Genomic DNA, 18200 nt, shown 5'->3' on the forward strand with positions numbered 1-18200 from the left:
CTACTTCAGCCACTCTGCGAGCTTCGCCTTGCGCACGTCCCTGAGCAGGCTGATAAAACCGTCGGCCTGATGTTCTGCCGTCAGCCGGCCTTTCTCCGCTGTCGCGATGCTGGCATCGCCGACCACGCCGTTCGGGTTCAAGTCGCTGGCGATCCAGGCGAAGGCGTGGGTGCCGGTGTGGCGCAGCAGCGAGAATTCCTTTTCGGCCCTGGCGACGTTGGAAACGAAATTGTCCGCCTTGGCCATGTCGACCAGTTCAGGTCGGAAATGCAGCATCAGCGACGTCTCGACATCGCCGCCATGGATGCCGTGGCGGTCCTCGAGTTCGGTGTACATGCCAGCCGGGCGGCCAAAGCGCTGCCAGCTGGTCTTCACGGCAAGCATCTTTTCGCGCACGCGCAATTCGCGCGTGATGATGCCCATGATCTCTTCGTTGCCGCCATGCGAGTTGACGACGACGAGCTTACGCACGCTGGCGCGCGCGATCGACAGGCCAAGCTCGGTCCACGCGTCGACCAGCGTCGTTGCCGGCAGAGTGAGCGTGCCCGGCGCGTGCAGATGCTCGTTCGACTTGCCCACCGCCTGCACAGGCAGGATACGGATATCGAGATCGTCGGGTAGGCGGGCGATCACGGTGTCGAGCATGCCGTTCATGATCGAGGTGTCGGTCGAGACTGGCAGATGCGGTCCATGCTGCTCGATCGCCGCCAACGGCAGCACGGCGATCGTCGCCTCCGGATCGATCGAGGCATATTCGGTGGTCCGGTAATCGCCCCACCACACGCGTCTTTTCGCAACAGTCATGTCATGCCTCTCGGTGATCGGTGAGACCTAGCGCGGGAAGGGCCTGCTGTCGATCACCCGGCCGCGATGACCTCCACCTCGACCTTGAATTCGGGGCGGGCAAAGCCGGAAACGATCATCAGCGTCGAAGCCGGCGCCGGGCTTGAAAACAGCCGGTCGCGGACATCCATATAGGGCCGCAGATGTGCGCGATCGGTGACATAGGCGTTGATTCGCACGATATCCCCGAGCCCCAGCCCCGCTTCCGCAAGGATTGCCTCGATGTTGCGGAAGCAGAGCTCGGCCTGCGCGCCGGCATCCTCCGGAATCTGGTCGTGCGCCGTGATCGCAACCTGGCCGGAGCACAGCACCAGTCGCTTGCCAGGGGGCACTTCGACGCCGTGGCTGTACCGGGCAAAGGGCGGCTTGATCGACTTGGGGGTGAGGAACTTGAACATGGCAATCTCCTGGATGCCGCCAGCCTAAGACCGGATTCACTACAGCTTCAAGATGGCGTGGGATGTCGCCGGTGCGATTGTGGACATGCGTTCAAAAAATAGGCACGATGCTCTCCGGTGCAGCACGACCTTTCCGGCTTTCGCAGATGGCTGTGGTGCAGGCGGGCGGGTCCCGGCGCGAGACGCCGGTGGCATGTGTCTTGCTTCTTGAATCTCTGGTGTCGAAGCCTGGCGCGCGGCGCCGGAGCAAACAAAGGGCGGTGTCTATGTACGCAAAACAGAAGATTTCGGTGGCGGTGGTGGCGCTCATGGCGGCGAGCACGCTGGGTGCCGCGGCGAACGAGAAAGTCACCTTCGGCACCAACTGGTTGGCCGAACCGGAACATGGTGGCTATTACCAGGCCGTGGCGGACGGCACCTATGCCGCCTGCGGCCTCGACGTCACCATCATGCAGGGCGGTCCGCAGGTCAGCGGCCGGCCGATGCTCCTGGCCGGCAAGATCGATTTCTACATGGGCGGCAATCTGCTGTCGGCCTTCGATGCCGTCCAGCAAGGCATTCCGATGCGCGTGGTGGCCGCCGACTTCCAGAAGGATCCGCAGGTCATCATGTCCCACCCCGGAGAGGGGCTCGACAAATGGGAGGATCTGAAGAACGCCGACCAGTACATTCTGGGCGACGAAGGCGTGCAGACCTTCTTCCAGTGGATGGTCACGGCACTCGGCTTCGACGCCGCCAAGCGCGCGCCCTACACCTACAACACCGCTCCCTTCCTCGCCAACAAGAAGTCGATCCAACAGGGCTACGTCACTTCGGAACCGTTCGCGGTCAAGAAGGAAGGCGGCTTCGTGCCGAACCAGTTCCTGCTCGCCGACTATGGCTGGGACACCTATTCGACGACGATCGAGGTAATGCAGGACACGATCGACAAGAAGCCGGAGGTGGTCCAGTGCTTCGTCGATGGCTCGGCCAAGGGCTGGTACAAGTACCTCTACGGCGACAACAAGGCCGCCAACGACATGATCAAGAAAGACAATCCCGACATGAGCGATGAGCAAATCGCTTTCTCGATCGAGCAGATGAAGAAGTTCGGCCTTGCCGATTCCGGCGACACCGAGAAGCTCGGCATCGGCGCCATGACCGATGCGCGGATCAAGAGTTTTTACGACAAGATGGTCAAGGCCAAGGTCACGCCTGACGGCATCGACATCTCGAAGGCCTACACGCTTGCCTTCGTCAACAAGGGCGTCGGGCTGGACCTGAAGAAATAGGCCGGTCCCGGCATGATAAGGGAAAAGGTGGCGCAAGCGCCGGCATCGGACGTCGCTCCGACCTTGCTGGCGCTGCGCGGCGTCGGCAAGGTGTTTTCCAACGGCGTGACGGCGCTGAGTTCTGTCGACCTTACGATCCGGGAAGGCGATTTCCTCAGCCTGCTGGGGCCGTCGGGCTGCGGCAAGTCAACGGCGCTGCGGCTGATCGCTGGCCTGTCGACGCCGACCTCCGGCGTGCTCGACTGGCGCGGCGGCGGTTCGCTCGACCGCGCCAATATCGGCTTCGTCTTCCAGGAGCCGACACTGCTGCCCTGGGCCAGCGTCTTCGACAATGTCTGGCTGCCGCTCAGGCTGAAAGGCATTTCCCGCGCCAAGGCCGCCCCGGCGATCACGCAGATGCTGGCGCGGGTGCATCTGACCGGCTTCGAGGACGCGGTGCCGCGCGAACTTTCGGGCGGCATGAAGATGCGCGTTTCGATCGCGCGCGCCATGGTGACCAAGCCGCGGGTGCTGCTGATGGACGAGCCGTTCGCGGCACTTGATGAGATCACCCGCTTCAAGCTCAACAACGATCTGCTGGAGCTTTGGCAGGACGAACGCTTCACCGTCGTCTTCGTCACCCACAGCGTGTTTGAAAGCGTGTTTCTCTCCAACCGCGTCGTCGTCATGGCGGCGCGGCCTGGCCGGGTGTTCGACGAGCTCGCCATCGACGCCTCCTACCCACGGGACGAGGCGTTTCGTACCTCGCCGGACTATGCGGCCTTGTGCCGGCAAGCGTCCGATGTCCTGATCGGTGCCATCAACCAGACAGCGGGACCGCATCATGACGGTCATTGACGAAGGGGTTCTCAAACTCGACCCGGAGGAAGCGCGCCGGGTGCGCCAGGAGCGCTTCGAGCGCATCGGCCGATGGCTGTTGCCGCTGGCGATCATGATCCTGGCGATCTGCCTGTGGGACCGCATCTGCGTGTGGAACGAGATCCCGCAATATATCCTGCCGCGTCCCGGCGTGGTGCTGCAAACACTCTTCAACGACGCCGGTCTTTTGTTCTCCTCGCTGCTGGTCACCTTGCGCATCACCTTCCTCAGTCTGGCTTTGGCGGTCATCGGCGGCGTCGGCCTGTCGGTGCTGTTCGCGCAATCGAAGTGGGTGGAGATGTCGTTCTTTCCGTTCGCCATCGTGCTGCAGGTGACGCCGATCGTGGCGATCTTTCCGCTGATCAACATCTATGTGAACAACCAGACGACCAAGCTTCTGCTGTGCGCCTGGATCGTCGCCTTCTTTCCGATCCTGTCCAACACCACGCTCGGCCTCAACTCCGTCGACCGCAATCTGCGCGACCTGTTCAAGCTCAATGGCGCGACGCGCTGGCAGCAGTTGCGCTATCTCAGACTGCCGGCGGCGATGCCGTATTTCCTCGGCGGTTTGAAGATCGCCGGCGGCCTGTCGCTGATCGGCGCCGTGGTGGCCGAGTTCGTCGCCGGCGCCACCGGCCAGTCCTCGGGGCTGGCCTCGCGCATCATCGAGGCCGGTTACCGGCTCAACGCGCCCCGGCTGTTCGCGGCGCTGTTCCTGATCTCGCTGACCGGCATCCTGATCTTCCTCGTGCTGTCGCTGATTTCGCATCTCATCTTGCGGCGCTGGCACGAGAGCGCGCTGAAGCAGGAGCGGTAGGCCCTTGATTCCCAATGCAGTCTCATACCGGCTCGCCAAAGCCCGGCTTCACGCGTCCCTGACGCCAGGGCTCGCCGCGACTTATGACAGCGACGGCTTTGCGCTCGCTGATATCGCTGTGGCAGATGGCAAGATTTCCGCCGTCGCAGCGCATGATCGTGCAGCCATATCCAGCGGTGCTGTCGATCTCGCCGGCCGTATCGTGCTGCCCTGCTTCGTCGATTGCCACACGCATATCGACAAAGGGCATATCTGGCCGCGAAAGCCCAATCCTGATGGCACCTTCACGGGCGCGCTCAATGCCGCCGGCGCCGACCGCGTCGCGCGCTGGAGCGCCGAGGACCTCGCCAAGCGCATGGATTTCTCGCTGCGATCGGCCTACGCGCATGGCACCAAGGCGCTGCGCACCCATCTCGACAGCGTCGCGCCGCAGGAGGAAATCTCCTGGCCGGTGTTCGAAACGATGCGCGAGACATGGCGCGGCCGCATCGAGTTGCAGGGCGCCTGTCTGCTCGGCATCGAGGGCGTGCGCGACAAGAAATGGTTCGACAGGCTGGCGAAACGGGTGGCTGCCGCCAAGGGCGTGCTCGGCGTCGTTACCTATATGGTGCCGGATCTGGAAGAACTGCTCGACCATGTGTTCGCGCAAGCGATCAAGCATGGGCTCGACCTTGATTTCCATGCCGACGAGACCGACGATATCGCCGCCATCTCGTTGAAGAAGATCGCCGAGGCGGCCCTGTGGAGCGGCTTCGAGGGCAATATCCTCGTCGGCCATTGCTGCTCGCTGGCACGGCAACCCGATCTCGAGGTGCTCGATACGCTGGACAAGGTGGCGAAAGCCGGGCTGGCAGTGGTGTCGTTGCCGATGTGTAATCTCTATCTGCAGGACCGCCGCTCGGACCACACCACGCCGCGCTGGCGCGGCGTGACGCTGCTGCATGAGATGAAGGCGAGGGGCATTGCGGTCGCCGTCGCTTCGGACAATACCCGTGACCCGTTCTACGCCTACGGCGATCTCGACATGCTGGAAGTCTACCGCATGGCGACGCGCATCCTGCATTTCGACCATCCGGTCGCCGACTGGCCGCAGACGGTTGCCGCGACGCCAGCCAAGGTGATGCGGCTCGACGGTTTCGGCACGCTTGCCGCCGGTGGCGATGCCGATTTCATCCTGTTCAAAGGTCGAAGCTGGACGGAATTGCTGTCGCGGCCCGAATCGGATCGCATCGTCGTGCGTGGCGGGCTGGCGATCGACCGGCAATTGCCCGACTATGCCGAACTCGACGGACTGATGGTGGAATGATGGATGTCTCGGCGCTCAAGCGCGATCTCGACGGGCTGAAGCTCGACGACAATCCAGCCATCGTCCAGCAGAAGAGCCGCGACTTTTACTGGTACAGCCCGGTGCTGAAACAGCAGCTCGACAATGTTACCGGCGACCTGATCGTAACGCCGAAGACCGAGGCCGAACTGATCCGCGTGCTGGCCGCCTGCCACCGGCATGGCGTGCCGGTGACCCCGCGAGGCAGCGGCACCGGCAATTATGGCCAGGCGATGCCGCTGTCGGGCGGCGTGGTGCTCAACCTCGCCGAAATGAACGAGGTCAAATCGATCGGGCCAGGACGCGTGGTGACCGGGCCGGGGGCGATCCTGGCCGATATCGACAAGGCGACGCGGGCGCATTCCGGGCAAGAACTGCGGCTCTCTCCCTCGACCTACAACACCGCCTCGATCGGCGGCTTCATCGCCGGCGGCTCGGGTGGTGTCGGTTCGATCAATTTCGGCGGTTTGCGCGATTTCGGCAATGTGCTGCGCCTGCGCGTGGTGACCATGGAGGCCGAGCCGAAGGTGCTCGAACTCACCGGCGAGGATCTGCACAAGGTAACCCACGCCTATGGCACCAACGGCATCATCACCGAAGTCGAGATGCCGCTGACCGCGGCCTATGAGTGGGTCGACGTCATCGTCGGCTTCGATGCCTTCATGGGTGCGGCGCGCTACGGCAACGCGCTGGCCTGCCAGGATGGCATCCTGACCAAGCTGATCACGCCGATTGCCGCACCCGTGCCGCAGCTCTATTTCAAGCGGCATCAGAAGTTCTTCAGGGAGGGGCAGAGCATCTGCGTCGTCATGGTGGCGCGGCATGGGCTGGATGCGTTCCTCGCCTTCACCCGACGCGCCGGCGGGGAAGTGATCTTCAACGCCGCCACAGCGACGCCGGAGGACAAAAAGGGCCTGCCGCCGGCCTATGAACTGGCCTGGAACCACACCACGCTAAGAGCGTTGCGCGTCGACCCTGCGATCACCTATCTGCAGTCGCTCTATCCCTTTCCCAACCAGCTGGCGCTGGTCGAGAAGATGGATGCGATGTTTCCCGGCGAAGTGTTCTCGCATCTCGAATTCGTGCGGCTGGACGGCAACATCACCTGCTTCGGCCTGCCATTGGTTAAGTTCACCACCGAAGCGCGGCTCGACGAGATCGTGCGCCTGCACGAGCAGAATGGCTGCCCGATTTTCAATCCGCACCGCTACACGCTGGAAGAGGGCGGCATGAAGCAGACGGATGCCGTACAACTCGCCTTCAAGCGCGAGACCGACCCGCAAGGCTTGCTCAACCCGGGCAAGATGATCGCCTGGGAAAATCCGGACTATGATTATCGCTCTGGCCGAACTTTTTTGTTCAAGGGGCTGCAAAAGGCCGGCTGATGAACATCCTCGTCCTCTACGCTCATCCGGTCGAAACCAGCTTCAATGCCGGCCTGCACCGGACGATTGTCGAGCGGCTGACGGCGGCGGGCCATAGTGTCGATGACTGCGATCTCTATGCCGAGGATTTCGACCCCAGGCTGACGCGCGCCGAACGGCTCGGCTATCATGATCAGCGTGGGCCGGGAGATGCCGTTGCCGGCTATGTCGAAAGGCTGCAAAAGGCTGAGGCGCTGGTGCTGTCGTTTCCAGTCTGGAATTACGGCTATCCGGCAATCCTGAAGGGGTTTTTCGACCGTGTCTTCCTGCCCGGCGTGTCGTTCAAGCTGGTCGACGGCAAGGTGCGGCCGACGCTGCACAACATCGGCAAAGTCGCTGCCGTCACTACCTATGGCGGCAGCCGGTTTCGCGCCATCCTGATGGGGGATCCGCCGCGTAAGGTGGTGAAACGCATGCTGCGCGCCACCGTCAAACCGGGCGCACCGGTGAGCTATCTCGCGCATTATTCGATGAACTTGTCGACCGATGAAACGCGCAAGGCTTTCACGACAAAGGTCGCGGCCAGCATGGACAGTTTCTGATGCGCGCGCTCGTGGTCTACTGCCATCCGGTGCCGGAGAGTTTTTGCGCTTCGATACGCGACACGGCCGTAGAGGTGCTGAAGGCAAGGGGCTGGGAGGTGCGGTTGCTCGACCTCTACGCGGAAAAGTTCGATCCGGTGATGAGCTGCGAGGAGCGGCGCAGTTACAACAACCAGGCGCCGCAGGATCCGGCGCTGAAGCCACATTTCGAACTGCTCGGCTGGGCCGAGGCGATCCTCTTCGTCTATCCGACCTGGTGGTATGGGCTGCCGGCGATGCTGAAGGGCTGGCTCGACCGCGTCTGGGCAACCGACATCGCTTTCAAGCTGCCGGTGGGCAAGGGAGGCATCAAGTCGCTGATGACGCATGTCACCAAGGTCGGCGTCATCACGACTTGCGGCGCGCCGACCTGGTGGAGCGTCGTCGTCGGCCAGCCCGGACGCAAGACGTTGCTGCGCGGCATGCGGGCGCTCTGCGCGACGCGCTGCCGGACCTTCTTCCTGGCGCATTATCTGATGGATGCCTCGACGCCACGGACAAGGGCCGCGTTCCTGGTCAAGGTAAGGGCGAAGCTGGAGCGGTTTTAAGCGATCAGCGTCCTTCTCCCCGTTGAACGGGGAGAAGGAAGAGGCGCTACATCTTCACCCGCTCCGCCTTCGGATCATACATCGGTTTCACCGATGCCTCCGCCGCGAAACGCTCGCCGGCGATTTCGATCTCGTAGGACGAGGCTAGAACGTCAGCCTCGCCTTCACCCTGGCACGGCACATAGCCCAGCCCGATCGCGCCGCCGAGGTGGTGGCCGTAATTGCCCGAGGTGATGGGGCCGACGATCTTGCCATCGCGCAGGATCGCCTCGTTGTGGAAGAGCAAGGGTTGCGGGTCCTTCAGGCGGAACTGAACCAGCCGGCGGCTTAATCCGGCGTCCTTCTTCTTCAGCACCGCATCGCGGCCGAGAAAATCGCCCTTGACCGTCTTCACGGCGAAGCCGAGGCCGGCTTCCAGCACATTGTCCTCGTCGGTGATGTCGTGGCCGAAATGGCGGAAAGCCTTTTCGATGCGGCAGGAATCGAGCGTGTGCAGGCCGCAGAGTTTCAACCCGACATCGGCGCCGGCCTCGTCGATCGCCTCGAAGACGTGGGCGGCCTGGTCGGTCGAGACATAGAGCTCCCAGCCGAGTTCGCCGACATAGGTGACGCGGTGGGCGCGGGCGAGGCCCATGCCGATCTCGATCTCCTGGAACGTGCCGAACGGATTGTTCTCGTTGGAGAAATCGTTCGGGCTGACTTTCTGGATCAGCTTTCGCGCATCCGGCCCCATCAGGCAAAGCACGCTTTCGGCAGCCGTCACGTCGGTGACGACAACGAACTTCTCGCCGACATGCCGGCGCAGCCACGCCAGGTCGCGCTGCAACGTCGCTCCGGGCACGACGAGGAAATAGGCCGTCTCCGAGAGCCTGGACACGGTGAGATCGCTCTCGATGCCACCGCGCTGGTTGAGCATCTGGGTGTAGACGATCTTGCCCGGTACCACGTCCATGTCGTTGGCGCACAGCCTTTGCAGGAAGGCGCAGGCGTCGCGGCCCTCGACACGGATCTTGCCGAACGAGGTCATGTCGAACAGGCCGACCTTGTTGCGGACGGCCAGATGCTCCTCGCGCTGGTTGTCGAACCAGTTCTGCCGCTTCCAGGAATAGCGGTATTCGCGCTCCTGTCCTTCGCGGGCGAACCAGTTGGCGCGCTCCCAGCCGGCGACCTCGCCGAACACGGCCCCGCGCGCTTTCAAATGCTCATGCAGCGGCGAGCGCCTGACATTCCTCGAAGTCGCCATTTGCCGATAGGGGAAATGGTCGGCATAGAGCAGGCCGAGCGTTTCGGAGACTCGCTCCTTGAGATAGCGGCGGTTCTTCTGGAAAGGCTGGGCGCGGCGAATGTCGACTTCCCAGAGATCGAAGGGCGCCTCACCGTCGTTGATCCATTGCGCCAGCGCCATGCCGGCGCCGCCGGAGGAGACGATGCCGATCGAGTTGTAGCCGGTCGCCATCCAGTAGCCGGACAATTCCGGCGCCTCGCCGAGATAGTAGCGGTCGTCGGGGGTAAAGCTTTCAGGACCATTGAAGAAGGTATGGATGCCGGCGGTCGCCAGCATCGGCATGCGGTTGACACCCATTTCGAGGATGGGTTCGAAGTGATCCATGTCCTCGGGCAACTGGTCGAAGCAGAAGTCCTCGCGAATGCCGTCCATGCCCCAGGGCTTGGCCACCGGTTCGAAGGCGCCGAGCATCATCTTGCCGGCATCTTCCTTGTAGTAGGCGCACTCGTCCGGCACACGCAGCACCGGCAGGCGAGAGAGGCCGGGGATCGGCTCGGTGACGAGGTAGAAATGCTCGCAAGCGTGCAGGGGGATGGTGACGCCGTTCCGGGCGCCCAATTCGCGCGCCCACATGCCGGCGCAGTTGACGACGATGTCGGCCTCGATGGTGCCTTGGTCCTCGCCCTGTGCCCAGGACACGCCGGTGACGCGGCCGGCTTTGGCATGGACTTTCGTCACCTTCACATTCTCGACGATGGTGGCGCCGCGCTGGCGCGCGCCCTTGGCCAGCGCCATGGCGATGTTGGCGGGGTCGCACTGGCCATCGAGCGGCAGATGCACGGCGCCGACCACGTCGGAGACATTGAGATGCGGGTACATCTCCTTGACTTCCCTGGGAGAAATCTCGCGCACGTCGACGTCGAAGGCGCGGGCGAGCGACGCCTGCCGGTAGATCTCGTGCTTGCGCTCCTCGGTCAGCGCGACGGTGATCGAGCCGACCTGGCGCATGCCGGTGCCGACCTCGGTTTCGGCCTCCAGCTTGACGTAGAGGTCGGCCGAGTATTTCGCCAGCCGCGTCATGTTCTGCGAGCCGCGCAATTGGCCGATCAGGCCGGCGGCGTGCCAGGTCGTGCCCGACGTCAGCTGCTTGCGTTCCAGAAGCACGATGTCGGTCCAGCCGAGCTTGGCCAGATGGTAGGCGACCGAGCAGCCGGAAACGCCGCCGCCGATGATCACCGCCCTTGCTTTGGCAGGGATGGCCTTTGTGGGGATGGTCTTGGTCATGCGGCCTCGCGGCGATAGGTGGAAGCAAAGCGGCGCAGCCGAGCCGCCGCGTCTTGCAGCACCGGCTCCGGCTGGCAGAGGCTGATGCGGATATGGCCGGCGGCGGCTTCGCCGAAGCTGGAGCCGGGCATTACGCCGACATTCTCCTTGTCGAGAAGGGCCCAGGCGAATTTCTCGTCGTCCGGTTCGACCTCGGATATGTCGAGCATGACGTACATGCCGCCTTCGGAGCCACGCACGGTGACGTCGTTCATGCCGCGCACGGCATCGAGGAAGATGGTGCGGCGCGCCGCGTAGCGCTCGGCGATGTCCTTGACACCGTAGTGGTTTTCGAGCGCCTCGGCGCAGGCGATCGAGATGAAGGCCGGCAGGCCATAGGTCGTCACCAGATTGAGATTGACGAGCAGCGTGATCATGTCTTGCGGGCCGGTCAGCCAGCCCATGCGCCAGCCGGTCATGCCGTGGCTCTTGGACATGGAATTGATGACCAATGTGCGTTCGGCCATGCCGGGCAGCGAGCGCGGCGAGACATGCTCGCCGCCGCCCAGCGTCCAGTAGACCTCGTCGGAGAGCAGCCAAAGGTCATGCTCGCGGCAGATTTGCGCCACCTGTTCAAGCCGCTCGCGCGAATAGACGGCGCCTGTCGGGTTGTTCGGCGTGTTGATCAGGATGGCGCGCGTGTTGGGCTTCAGTGCTGCGCGGATCATGTCCGCACGCGGTTGGAAGCCATCCTCGGCCGGTGTCTCGACGACGGTGAAGCTGGCACCGGCAGCGCTGAACGTATTGGGGTAGGTGGCGTAATAGGGGGCAACGACGATGGCGTGGTCGCCCTGGTCGAGCACGGCCTGCACGGCTGCGTAGAGCGCCGCCTGGCCGCCCGGCGTGGCGATGACCTGGTCCGGTGTCGTCTCGACGCCGGTGCAGGCGCTGGAGGCTGCCGCCATCGCCTGGCGCAGGCGCGGCAGGCCGGGCAACGGCGTATAGTGGTGGTTGCTGCCGCGAACCGCCCTCACGCAGGCTTCGATCGTCTGCGAAGGCGTGTCGAAGTCGTGGTCGCCAACCGACAGCATGATGATGTCCTCGCCAGCCGCCTTGCGGGCCCAGGCGGCCGAGTGGACTTCCCAGCCATCCTTTCCGGAAGGCACGATGCCGGAAATGCGCGATGATGGTCTGGGCATCACTGAACTCCCGATATCTGGTAGCCGGCCTGTTCGAGTTTTTCACGCAGGGCTGCGATATGGGCGGGGCCGACTTCGCAGCAGCCGCCGACGATGCGGGCGCCGGCTTCGACCCAGCCGATGGCCTGGTCGGCGTAGGCGTCAGGGCCAAGGTCGTGGCGGGCATGCAATACATCCACGGTGCCGCCATGCTTCAGCGCTTCGGTGGATGTGAAGCCATTGGCATAGGCGCCAACCGGGCCGCCGAACTCGATCAGTTCGGGTAGGGCGGCGGCGATTGCTTCCGGCCGGCAGCAGTTGAGCAGCCGCGCCGCCACGGGCAGATCGTCGAGCGCTCCAACCGCCGCCGCGATCGTCTCGCCGCTGCGCAGCCGCGGCGTTCCGTGATCGGCGAGCGTCCACGACACCCAGACCGGCTTGCCGCTCTCGGAGGCCGCGGTGACCGCCGCGCGTGCTTCATCGGCTGACGCCATGGTCTCGCACAGGAAGAGATCGACGCCATCGGCCTGCTCGGCGACGATGCGGCGGTAGATGTCGAGCGTCTCCTGGTAGGAAATGGTCAGCGCCGGGGCATAGCTGCCGAACAGCGGCGACAGGCAGCCGGCAATGGCCGCGTCGCCGGCCTCGTCACAAGCTTGCCTTGCCAGTTCGATGCCACGCTTCTGCAGCGGCTTGAACAACTCCTCGGCGCCCTCGCGCGCCAGGCGTTCGGGCGTTGCCGAATAGGTGTTGATGGTGATGACGCGGGCGCCAGCGCGGATGAACTCGGCATGCAGGCCGCGTACCAGGTCTGGTTCGTCGATCAGCACCTTGGCCGACCACAACGGCGTCGGCTCGGATTTGCTGCGGCGGACCAGCTCCTGGCCCATGCCGCCATCGGTGAGGATGACCGTCTTCATGCGCGCAGCCTCTCGTTTCTGGGATCCCAGAGCGGTTCGTCGTTCTGTACGACCGCCTTGAACCGGTCGCCGAAGATTTCGACCTCGACGGAAGTACCGGGCTCGGTCAAATCCATGCGCAGCATGCCGAGCGCGATCGACTTGTCGATGCGATGGCCCCAGCCGCCCGACGTGGTCTCGCCGACGATCTGACCGCCGTGCCACAGCGTCGACATATAGGGCGCGTCGCAATCGCCGGGGTTCTCGACGACCAGCGTGACGAAGCGCTTCTTCACGCCTTGCTGCTTCTCGTTCTGCAGCGCGGCCTTGCCACGGAAGTCGGGCTTTTCCCATTTGACGAAGCGCTCGAGCCCGCCTTGCAGGATGGAATAGTCGGTCGAGAGATCACCCTTCCAGGCGCGGTAACCTTTTTCGAGCCTGAGCGAATCCAGCGCGTACATGCCGAACGGTTTCAGTCCGTGTTTTTGCCCGGCCGCCCAGATGGCGTCGAAAATGGCTGATGTGTCGCCGACCTTGGTGTGGATTTCCCAGCCGAGTTCGCCGGCGAAGGAGACGCGCACCAGCTTTGCCCAGCGGCCGGCGATCTCGGTTTCCTGATGCGTCAGCCAGGGCAGAGTAAGGTCGGCGGCGCAGACGTCCGCGAGGATTTTGCGAGAGTTGGGGCCGGCCAGGATCTGGGTGGAGTAGTCCTCGGTGCGGTCGGTCAAGGTGAAGGGTGCATCCCCTGGCATGCGCGACTTCAGCCATTCGAAATCGTGCCATTGCGCGACCGCCGCGGTGATCAGCGTCATCTGCTCCTCGCCATGGCGCACGACCGACATTTCGGTGACGATGCGGCCCTTGTCGTCGGCGAAATAGACCAGCCCGATGCGGCCGGGCTTCGGCACAAGTCCCGTGACTTGCAGGCTCAACCATTCGGCGGCACCGGGGCCTTCGAGATTGAAGCGCGAGAAACCGGGCAGATCGAGGATGCCGGCGGCGTCGCGGACGGCGAGGCATTCCTCGCGGACGCGATGCTGCCAGGGGCCTTCACGGCGGAAGGTCAGCGTGGCTTCCTCTGAGATGTCGTCGCCGGGTTGCGCGTACCAGGTGGCCCGCTCCCAGCCATTATAGGCATCGAAGCGGCCGCCGAGCGCCTTGGTGCGGTCGTGGATCGGCGATAGTTTTCTGTCGCGCCCTTCCGGCCAGGCATGGCGGGGGAACTGGATGGCGTATTCGTTGCCGTAGATTTCAAGGCCCTTGGCGACGCAATAGTCCGGTGCCGAGGCAAAGGACGTGAAGCGGCGTGGATCGCAGGACCACATGTCCCATTCGGTCTGGCCTTGCGTGACCCATTCGGCCAGCACTTTGCCGGCGCCGCCGCCCTGGGCGATGCCGAAGGTGAAGACGCAGGCCTCGAAGGCATTGGGAACGCCGGGCATCGGGCCGATCAGCGGATTGCCGTCCGGCGCATAGGGGATCGGGCCGTTGATGACCTTGGACAGGCCGGCCGTGCCCAGGATGGGGACGCGGGCGACGGCGTCGGCTAGGTAATGCTCCAGCCGGTCGAGATCGTCGGGGAAGAGCTGGAAGGAGAAATCGTCCGGCATCGGATCGCCAGGTGTGGCCCAATGCGCGCGGCAATTGCGCTCATAGGGGCCGAGGTTCATGCCGGATTTTTCCTGACGCAGATAGTAGGAGGTGTCGACATCGCGCAGCAGCGGCAGTTTCTTGCCCTGTTCCTTCGACCAGGCGGCGAGTTCGGGGATCTCCTCGAACAGAATGTACTGGTGGCTCATCACCATCATCGGCACCTCGCGGCCGAACATCTTGCCGACTTCGGCCGCTCGATAACCGGCGGCATTGACGACGATCTCGCAGCGGATCTCGCCTTGCGGGGTCTCGACCACCCATTCGTCCTTGTCGCGGCGTACGCCTGACACCGGGCAGAAGCGGATGATTTTCGCGCCAAGATCGCGCGCGCCCTTTGCCAGCGCCTGCGTCAACTGTGCCGGGTCGATGTCGCCGTCGCTCGGGTCGTAGAGGGCGCCCTTCAAATCATGCGTTTCGATGAAGGGGTAGCGGCGCTTGATCTCGTCGACGCCGACCACGTCGATGTCCATGCCCTGGTAGCGGCCCATGCCCTTGGCGCGCTGGAATTCCTGCATGCGCTCATTCGAGTGAGCGAGCCGCAGCGATCCGGTGACGTGATAGTTCATGGGGTAGTCGACAGCATCGGCGAGGCCACGGTACAGCTCGGTAGAATAGCGCTGCATGTTCATCAGCGACCAGGATGAGGAGAAGGTCGGCACATTGCCGGCGGCATGCCAGGTCGAGCCCGAGGTCAGCTCGTTCTTTTCCAGAAGCACGCAGTCAGTCCAGCCCGCCTTGGCGAGATGATAGAGCGAGGAGGTGCCGACGACACCACCTCCGATGATCACCACGCGCGCCGTGCTTGGCAAACCCGCCATGTTGTTCTCCCAAACTGAAGCGCATCGCGCTTCCATTTTTTGTTTTGATGCAGGTCTCCCAAGAGCGCTGCACGCTTTTGGGCGATCCGCATTTCAATAGACGGGTGGTGAAACCACCCAAATGACAACCGCCGGCTCGGTGCCTGGATTGCGCCAGCGGTAGGGCTTGCCTTCGAAGCGGAAGGAATCGCCTTCGCCGAGCCGGTGCCAGACGCCTTCTATCTCGATCTCGAAAATACCCGAGGCGATATAGCCGGCTTCCTCGGTCGGCCGCAGCTGCGCGGCCTTCATCTCCGCGCCCGGCGCGAAGATCGAACGCACCATCTCGAAGCTACCACCGAGATCGGGCGACAGGAGTTCTTCCACCAGGCCGGATTCGCTGGTGCCAAGCGTGCGGCGCCTGCCGGCCCGCACCACCACGCCGCGCTCGCTCTCGACCGGCACGTCATGGCTGAAGAACAGGCTGATCGGCACGCCGAACAGCTCGGCGAAGGCCCTGAGATCGCCGACCGATGGTGTCGACAGGCCGCGCTCGACCTGGCTTACCCACCCGACCGAACGGCCGAGTTTCAGGGCGATCTCGGCGAGCGTCAGCCCGCGCGCGCGACGCAGCGCGCGGATATCGCTGGCCAGCACGCGTTCGTCAGGTCCCTGTAATGTTCGTGCGCTAGTGGAGGGCAAAACGCTCATTCATGAAAAATTCCATCTGAATTTCATGAGAGGTCAGGCTCATGAAAAAATCAAGTAGATTTTCACCAATGCTCAAGATTTGCTTGCAGGAATTTGACGGTTCATGCAAAGGCTCCGCCGCGAGCGGCGAGTGGGGACGTCCGATCGGCACAATGGCTAAGGGACGGCCCATGTTGGAAAAGAAGGCTCGAATCGCTGACGAGGCCGCGATCGTCGACGAGGCGATCATGTCGCGCCGTTCGGTGCGCGCATTTCTGCCCGACATGATCGACGACGACACCATCCGCGACATTCTTGCGGTTGCGGCGCGTGCGCCGTCGGGCACCAACATGCAGCCATGGCGGGTCTACGTCACCAAGGGCGAGACCAAGCGACAGATATCGGATGCTATCCTGAATTCCGGTATCCGCGCCGAAAAGGCCGACTGGGACGAGTACCGCTACTATCCCACCCAGTTCTTCGAGCCATATCTTACCCGCCGCCGCGCCAATGGCTTCGGCCTCTATGGCGCGCTCGGCATCGGCCGCCGCGAGGTCGACAAGATGCGCGCACAGCACGACCGCAACTTCGTCTTCTTCGACGCGCCGGTCGGCATGATCTTCACCATCGATCGCCGGCTCAACCAGGGTTCGTGGATCGACTACGGCATGTTCCTGCAGAACATCATGGTCGCGGCGCGGGGCAGGGGTCTGCACACGTGCCCGCAGGCCGCGTTCGCGCCCTATCACCGTCAGATCCGGCCGGTGCTCAACATTCCAGACGAGGAGATCGTCGTCTGTGGTATGGCGCTGGGCCATGAGGACACGTCCAAGCCGGAAAACGCCTTCCGCACCGACCGTGTGCCGCTGGAAGAGTGGGTGACGTTCAGCGAATAGCTTCGCCGGCGACTGATTTTTCTCTCATGCGTGTCTGCCTCGACACCGGTGCACGGCCCGGGCGATATGCATCATTCCGTGTTCATCCGCATGCCATGGCCGCTGACATGGGCGCCGTCCTGTGGCGTCAGCTTGAGATAGGCGAGCAGCGCGCACAGCGTGATGACGCCCTCGATCGCGAACAGGATCCGGAAATCATTGGTCACGGCGGGCCCGCCGCCGGCCAGGAATGACAGCATGGCCGCCGCCAGGCCGACGCTGATGGCGACCGCCAGCTGCCAGAGAATGTAGTAGAGCGCACTGAAGCGGGCGAGCTGTTCGGGCGCGATGTCGGAATAGGCGAGGTTTCCGGTCGAGGCCCATTGGATGGAACGGAAAACGCCGAAAGCGAAGATGTAGGTCAGCACGATCCAGACCGGCATTGTAGCCTGCATCAAGGCGAAACCGGCAACCATGACGGCAACGACCGGCGTGTTGAAGACCAGCACGCGGCGGAAGCCGAACCGGTTGAGAACGCGCGGCATGAAGAACCGCATGACCACCGAGCCGAGCGCGGCAATGAATGTCAGCGATCCCGCCTGCACCGCGCTCATGCCGAAGCCGAGCTGGAACATCAGTGGCAGCAGGAAGGCGACGGAACTCAGCCCGATCGTGTCCAGGCCGCCGCCGGTGAGGAACGAGATGCGGAAGGTGCGGATGCGCAGGAGCTTGAGGTCGAGCAGGGGGTTGGGCACGCGCAGGCAGTAGAGCGAGGCGATCGACAGGATGACGACGGCCAGCACCAGTTCACCGGCAATCATGCTGCCGGCGGCGTCCTTGGCAGCAAGCGAGTCCATGCCGAAAACCAGCAGGATCATGCCGCTGCCCACCAGCAGGAAGCCAGGAAAATCGAACCGCGTGCGAACCGGTTTCGTCACCGTCGGAAACAGCGAGGCGGCAAGGATCGCCGCCGCCAGTGCGAACGGCACATTGATGAAGAAGATCCACCGCCAGGAAATGTAGGTGGTCAGCGCGCCGCCGACGAGCGGCCCAACCAGCGGTCCGGTCTGGCTGGCGACCGAGATGTACATGTTGATCTTCAGCGTCCGGTTGCGCGGAAAGCTCGACAGGATGACGACCTGGCCGAGCGTGCCCATCAGCGCACCGCCGAAGCCTTGCAGGGCGCGGGCGCCAACCAGCGTCCAGATGTTATCAGAAAGGCCGCAGAGCGCCGACGAGGCGGCGAACACTAGCAAGGCGAAGCAGTAGACGTTGCGCAGGCCGAAGCGGTCGGCAGCCCAGCCGCCGAGCGGCATCGAGATGATCAGGCTGGCGACATAGACCGTGATCAACAGGCCGAGCTGGCTCGGCGGGCGGGCGAGGCTTTCGCCGATGCCGGGCAGCGCCGTCACCACGACATTCTGGTCGAGGCTGGTCATGAACACGCCGCAGGCGACCGTCAGCGGCAGCAGGAGCAAGGCTCTGGCCGACACATCGGCGCGATCCGTGGCGCCGGCGGATAGTTCTGCGGTCATGGGGATGTTCGAACCAAACGA

Annotated in this window: 16 protein-coding genes; 8 read left to right on the forward strand and 8 right to left on the reverse strand. The window is 63.7% G+C overall.

All coding sequences use genetic code 11. The features are described 5' to 3' along the window. Positions 1-804 carry a creatininase family protein gene (locus EB233_RS16760; protein WP_064988309.1) on the reverse strand — a complete coding sequence of 268 codons (804 nt, stop codon included), beginning with the start codon at positions 802-804 and terminating at the stop codon, positions 1-3. 53 nt (positions 805-857) lie between these two features. Beyond that, complete coding sequence (locus tag EB233_RS16765) at positions 858-1241, reverse strand: RidA family protein (protein ID WP_064988310.1); 384 nt, start codon at positions 1239-1241, stop codon at positions 858-860. A gap of 266 nt (positions 1242-1507) precedes the next feature. On the opposite strand from EB233_RS16765, the gene EB233_RS16770 reads away from it, so the two are divergent. Genes EB233_RS16770 through EB233_RS16800 form a run of 7 tightly spaced genes read left to right on the forward strand, consistent with a single transcriptional unit; the run spans position 1508 to position 8064 of the window. Beyond that, positions 1508-2512 (forward strand): ABC transporter substrate-binding protein, encoded by a 1005-nt coding sequence (locus EB233_RS16770; protein ID WP_027051289.1) that lies wholly within the window; start codon positions 1508-1510, stop codon positions 2510-2512. Positions 2513-2524: 12 nt separating this feature from the next. Beyond that, positions 2525-3349 (forward strand): ABC transporter ATP-binding protein, encoded by an 825-nt coding sequence (locus EB233_RS16775; RefSeq protein ID WP_064988311.1) that lies wholly within the window; start codon positions 2525-2527, stop codon positions 3347-3349. Beyond that, positions 3336-4187, forward strand: a complete 852-nt coding sequence (locus tag EB233_RS16780; protein ID WP_064988312.1) for an ABC transporter permease — start codon at positions 3336-3338, stop codon at positions 4185-4187. Before EB233_RS16775 ends, EB233_RS16780 begins: the two co-directional genes overlap by 14 nt. Before the next feature lie 4 nt (positions 4188-4191). After that, positions 4192-5493 carry a cytosine deaminase gene (locus tag EB233_RS16785; protein WP_064988313.1) on the forward strand — a complete coding sequence of 434 codons (1302 nt, stop codon included), beginning with the start codon at positions 4192-4194 and terminating at the stop codon, positions 5491-5493. Then, positions 5493-6896, forward strand: coding sequence for an FAD-binding oxidoreductase (locus tag EB233_RS16790; RefSeq protein WP_064988314.1), 1404 nt, complete (start codon positions 5493-5495; stop codon positions 6894-6896). Before EB233_RS16785 ends, EB233_RS16790 begins: the two co-directional genes overlap by 1 nt. Further along, entirely contained in the window at positions 6896-7477 is a 582-nt protein-coding gene (locus EB233_RS16795) for an NAD(P)H-dependent oxidoreductase (RefSeq protein ID WP_064988315.1), read from the forward strand. The genes EB233_RS16790 and EB233_RS16795 overlap by 1 nt, the downstream gene beginning before the upstream one ends. Continuing rightward, a complete protein-coding gene (locus EB233_RS16800; protein ID WP_064988316.1) occupies positions 7477-8064 on the forward strand; it encodes an NAD(P)H-dependent oxidoreductase in 588 nt (195 codons plus the stop codon). The genes EB233_RS16795 and EB233_RS16800 overlap by 1 nt, the downstream gene beginning before the upstream one ends. A gap of 46 nt (positions 8065-8110) precedes the next feature. Here the strand turns inward: EB233_RS16800 and EB233_RS16805 are convergent, their stop codons facing one another. The 5 genes from EB233_RS16805 to EB233_RS16825 all read right to left on the reverse strand — a co-directional run bounded on the left by EB233_RS16805 (position 8111) and on the right by EB233_RS16825 (position 15790). Beyond that, complete coding sequence (locus EB233_RS16805; RefSeq protein ID WP_064988317.1) at positions 8111-10573, reverse strand: GcvT family protein; 2463 nt, start codon at positions 10571-10573, stop codon at positions 8111-8113. Then, entirely contained in the window at positions 10570-11751 is a 1182-nt protein-coding gene (locus EB233_RS16810) for a pyridoxal phosphate-dependent aminotransferase (RefSeq protein ID WP_064988318.1), read from the reverse strand. The genes EB233_RS16805 and EB233_RS16810 overlap by 4 nt, the downstream gene beginning before the upstream one ends. Continuing rightward, on the reverse strand, positions 11751-12650 hold the full coding sequence (locus EB233_RS16815) for a homocysteine S-methyltransferase family protein (RefSeq protein WP_064988319.1): 900 nt from the start codon (positions 12648-12650) through the stop codon (positions 11751-11753). The genes EB233_RS16810 and EB233_RS16815 overlap by 1 nt, the downstream gene beginning before the upstream one ends. Next, positions 12647-15100 (reverse strand): GcvT family protein, encoded by a 2454-nt coding sequence (locus EB233_RS16820; protein WP_064988320.1) that lies wholly within the window; start codon positions 15098-15100, stop codon positions 12647-12649. The genes EB233_RS16815 and EB233_RS16820 overlap by 4 nt, the downstream gene beginning before the upstream one ends. Before the next feature lie 93 nt (positions 15101-15193). Continuing rightward, positions 15194-15790 carry a helix-turn-helix domain-containing protein gene (locus EB233_RS16825; RefSeq protein ID WP_081293938.1) on the reverse strand — a complete coding sequence of 199 codons (597 nt, stop codon included), beginning with the start codon at positions 15788-15790 and terminating at the stop codon, positions 15194-15196. 170 nt (positions 15791-15960) lie between these two features. Here EB233_RS16825 and EB233_RS16830 point away from each other — a divergent pair, with 170 nt between their 5' ends. Beyond that, positions 15961-16665, forward strand: coding sequence for a nitroreductase (locus tag EB233_RS16830; protein WP_027051301.1), 705 nt, complete (start codon positions 15961-15963; stop codon positions 16663-16665). Between the two features lie 71 nt (positions 16666-16736). Here EB233_RS16830 and EB233_RS16835 read toward each other — a convergent pair whose 3' ends face one another. Continuing rightward, a complete protein-coding gene (locus EB233_RS16835) occupies positions 16737-18179 on the reverse strand; it encodes an MFS transporter (RefSeq protein WP_064988323.1) in 1443 nt (480 codons plus the stop codon). Positions 18180-18200 lie beyond the last annotated feature (21 nt).

This window comes from Mesorhizobium erdmanii (assembly GCF_013170725.1).
In the GTDB taxonomy this organism is placed as follows: domain Bacteria; phylum Pseudomonadota; class Alphaproteobacteria; order Rhizobiales; family Rhizobiaceae; genus Mesorhizobium; species Mesorhizobium erdmanii.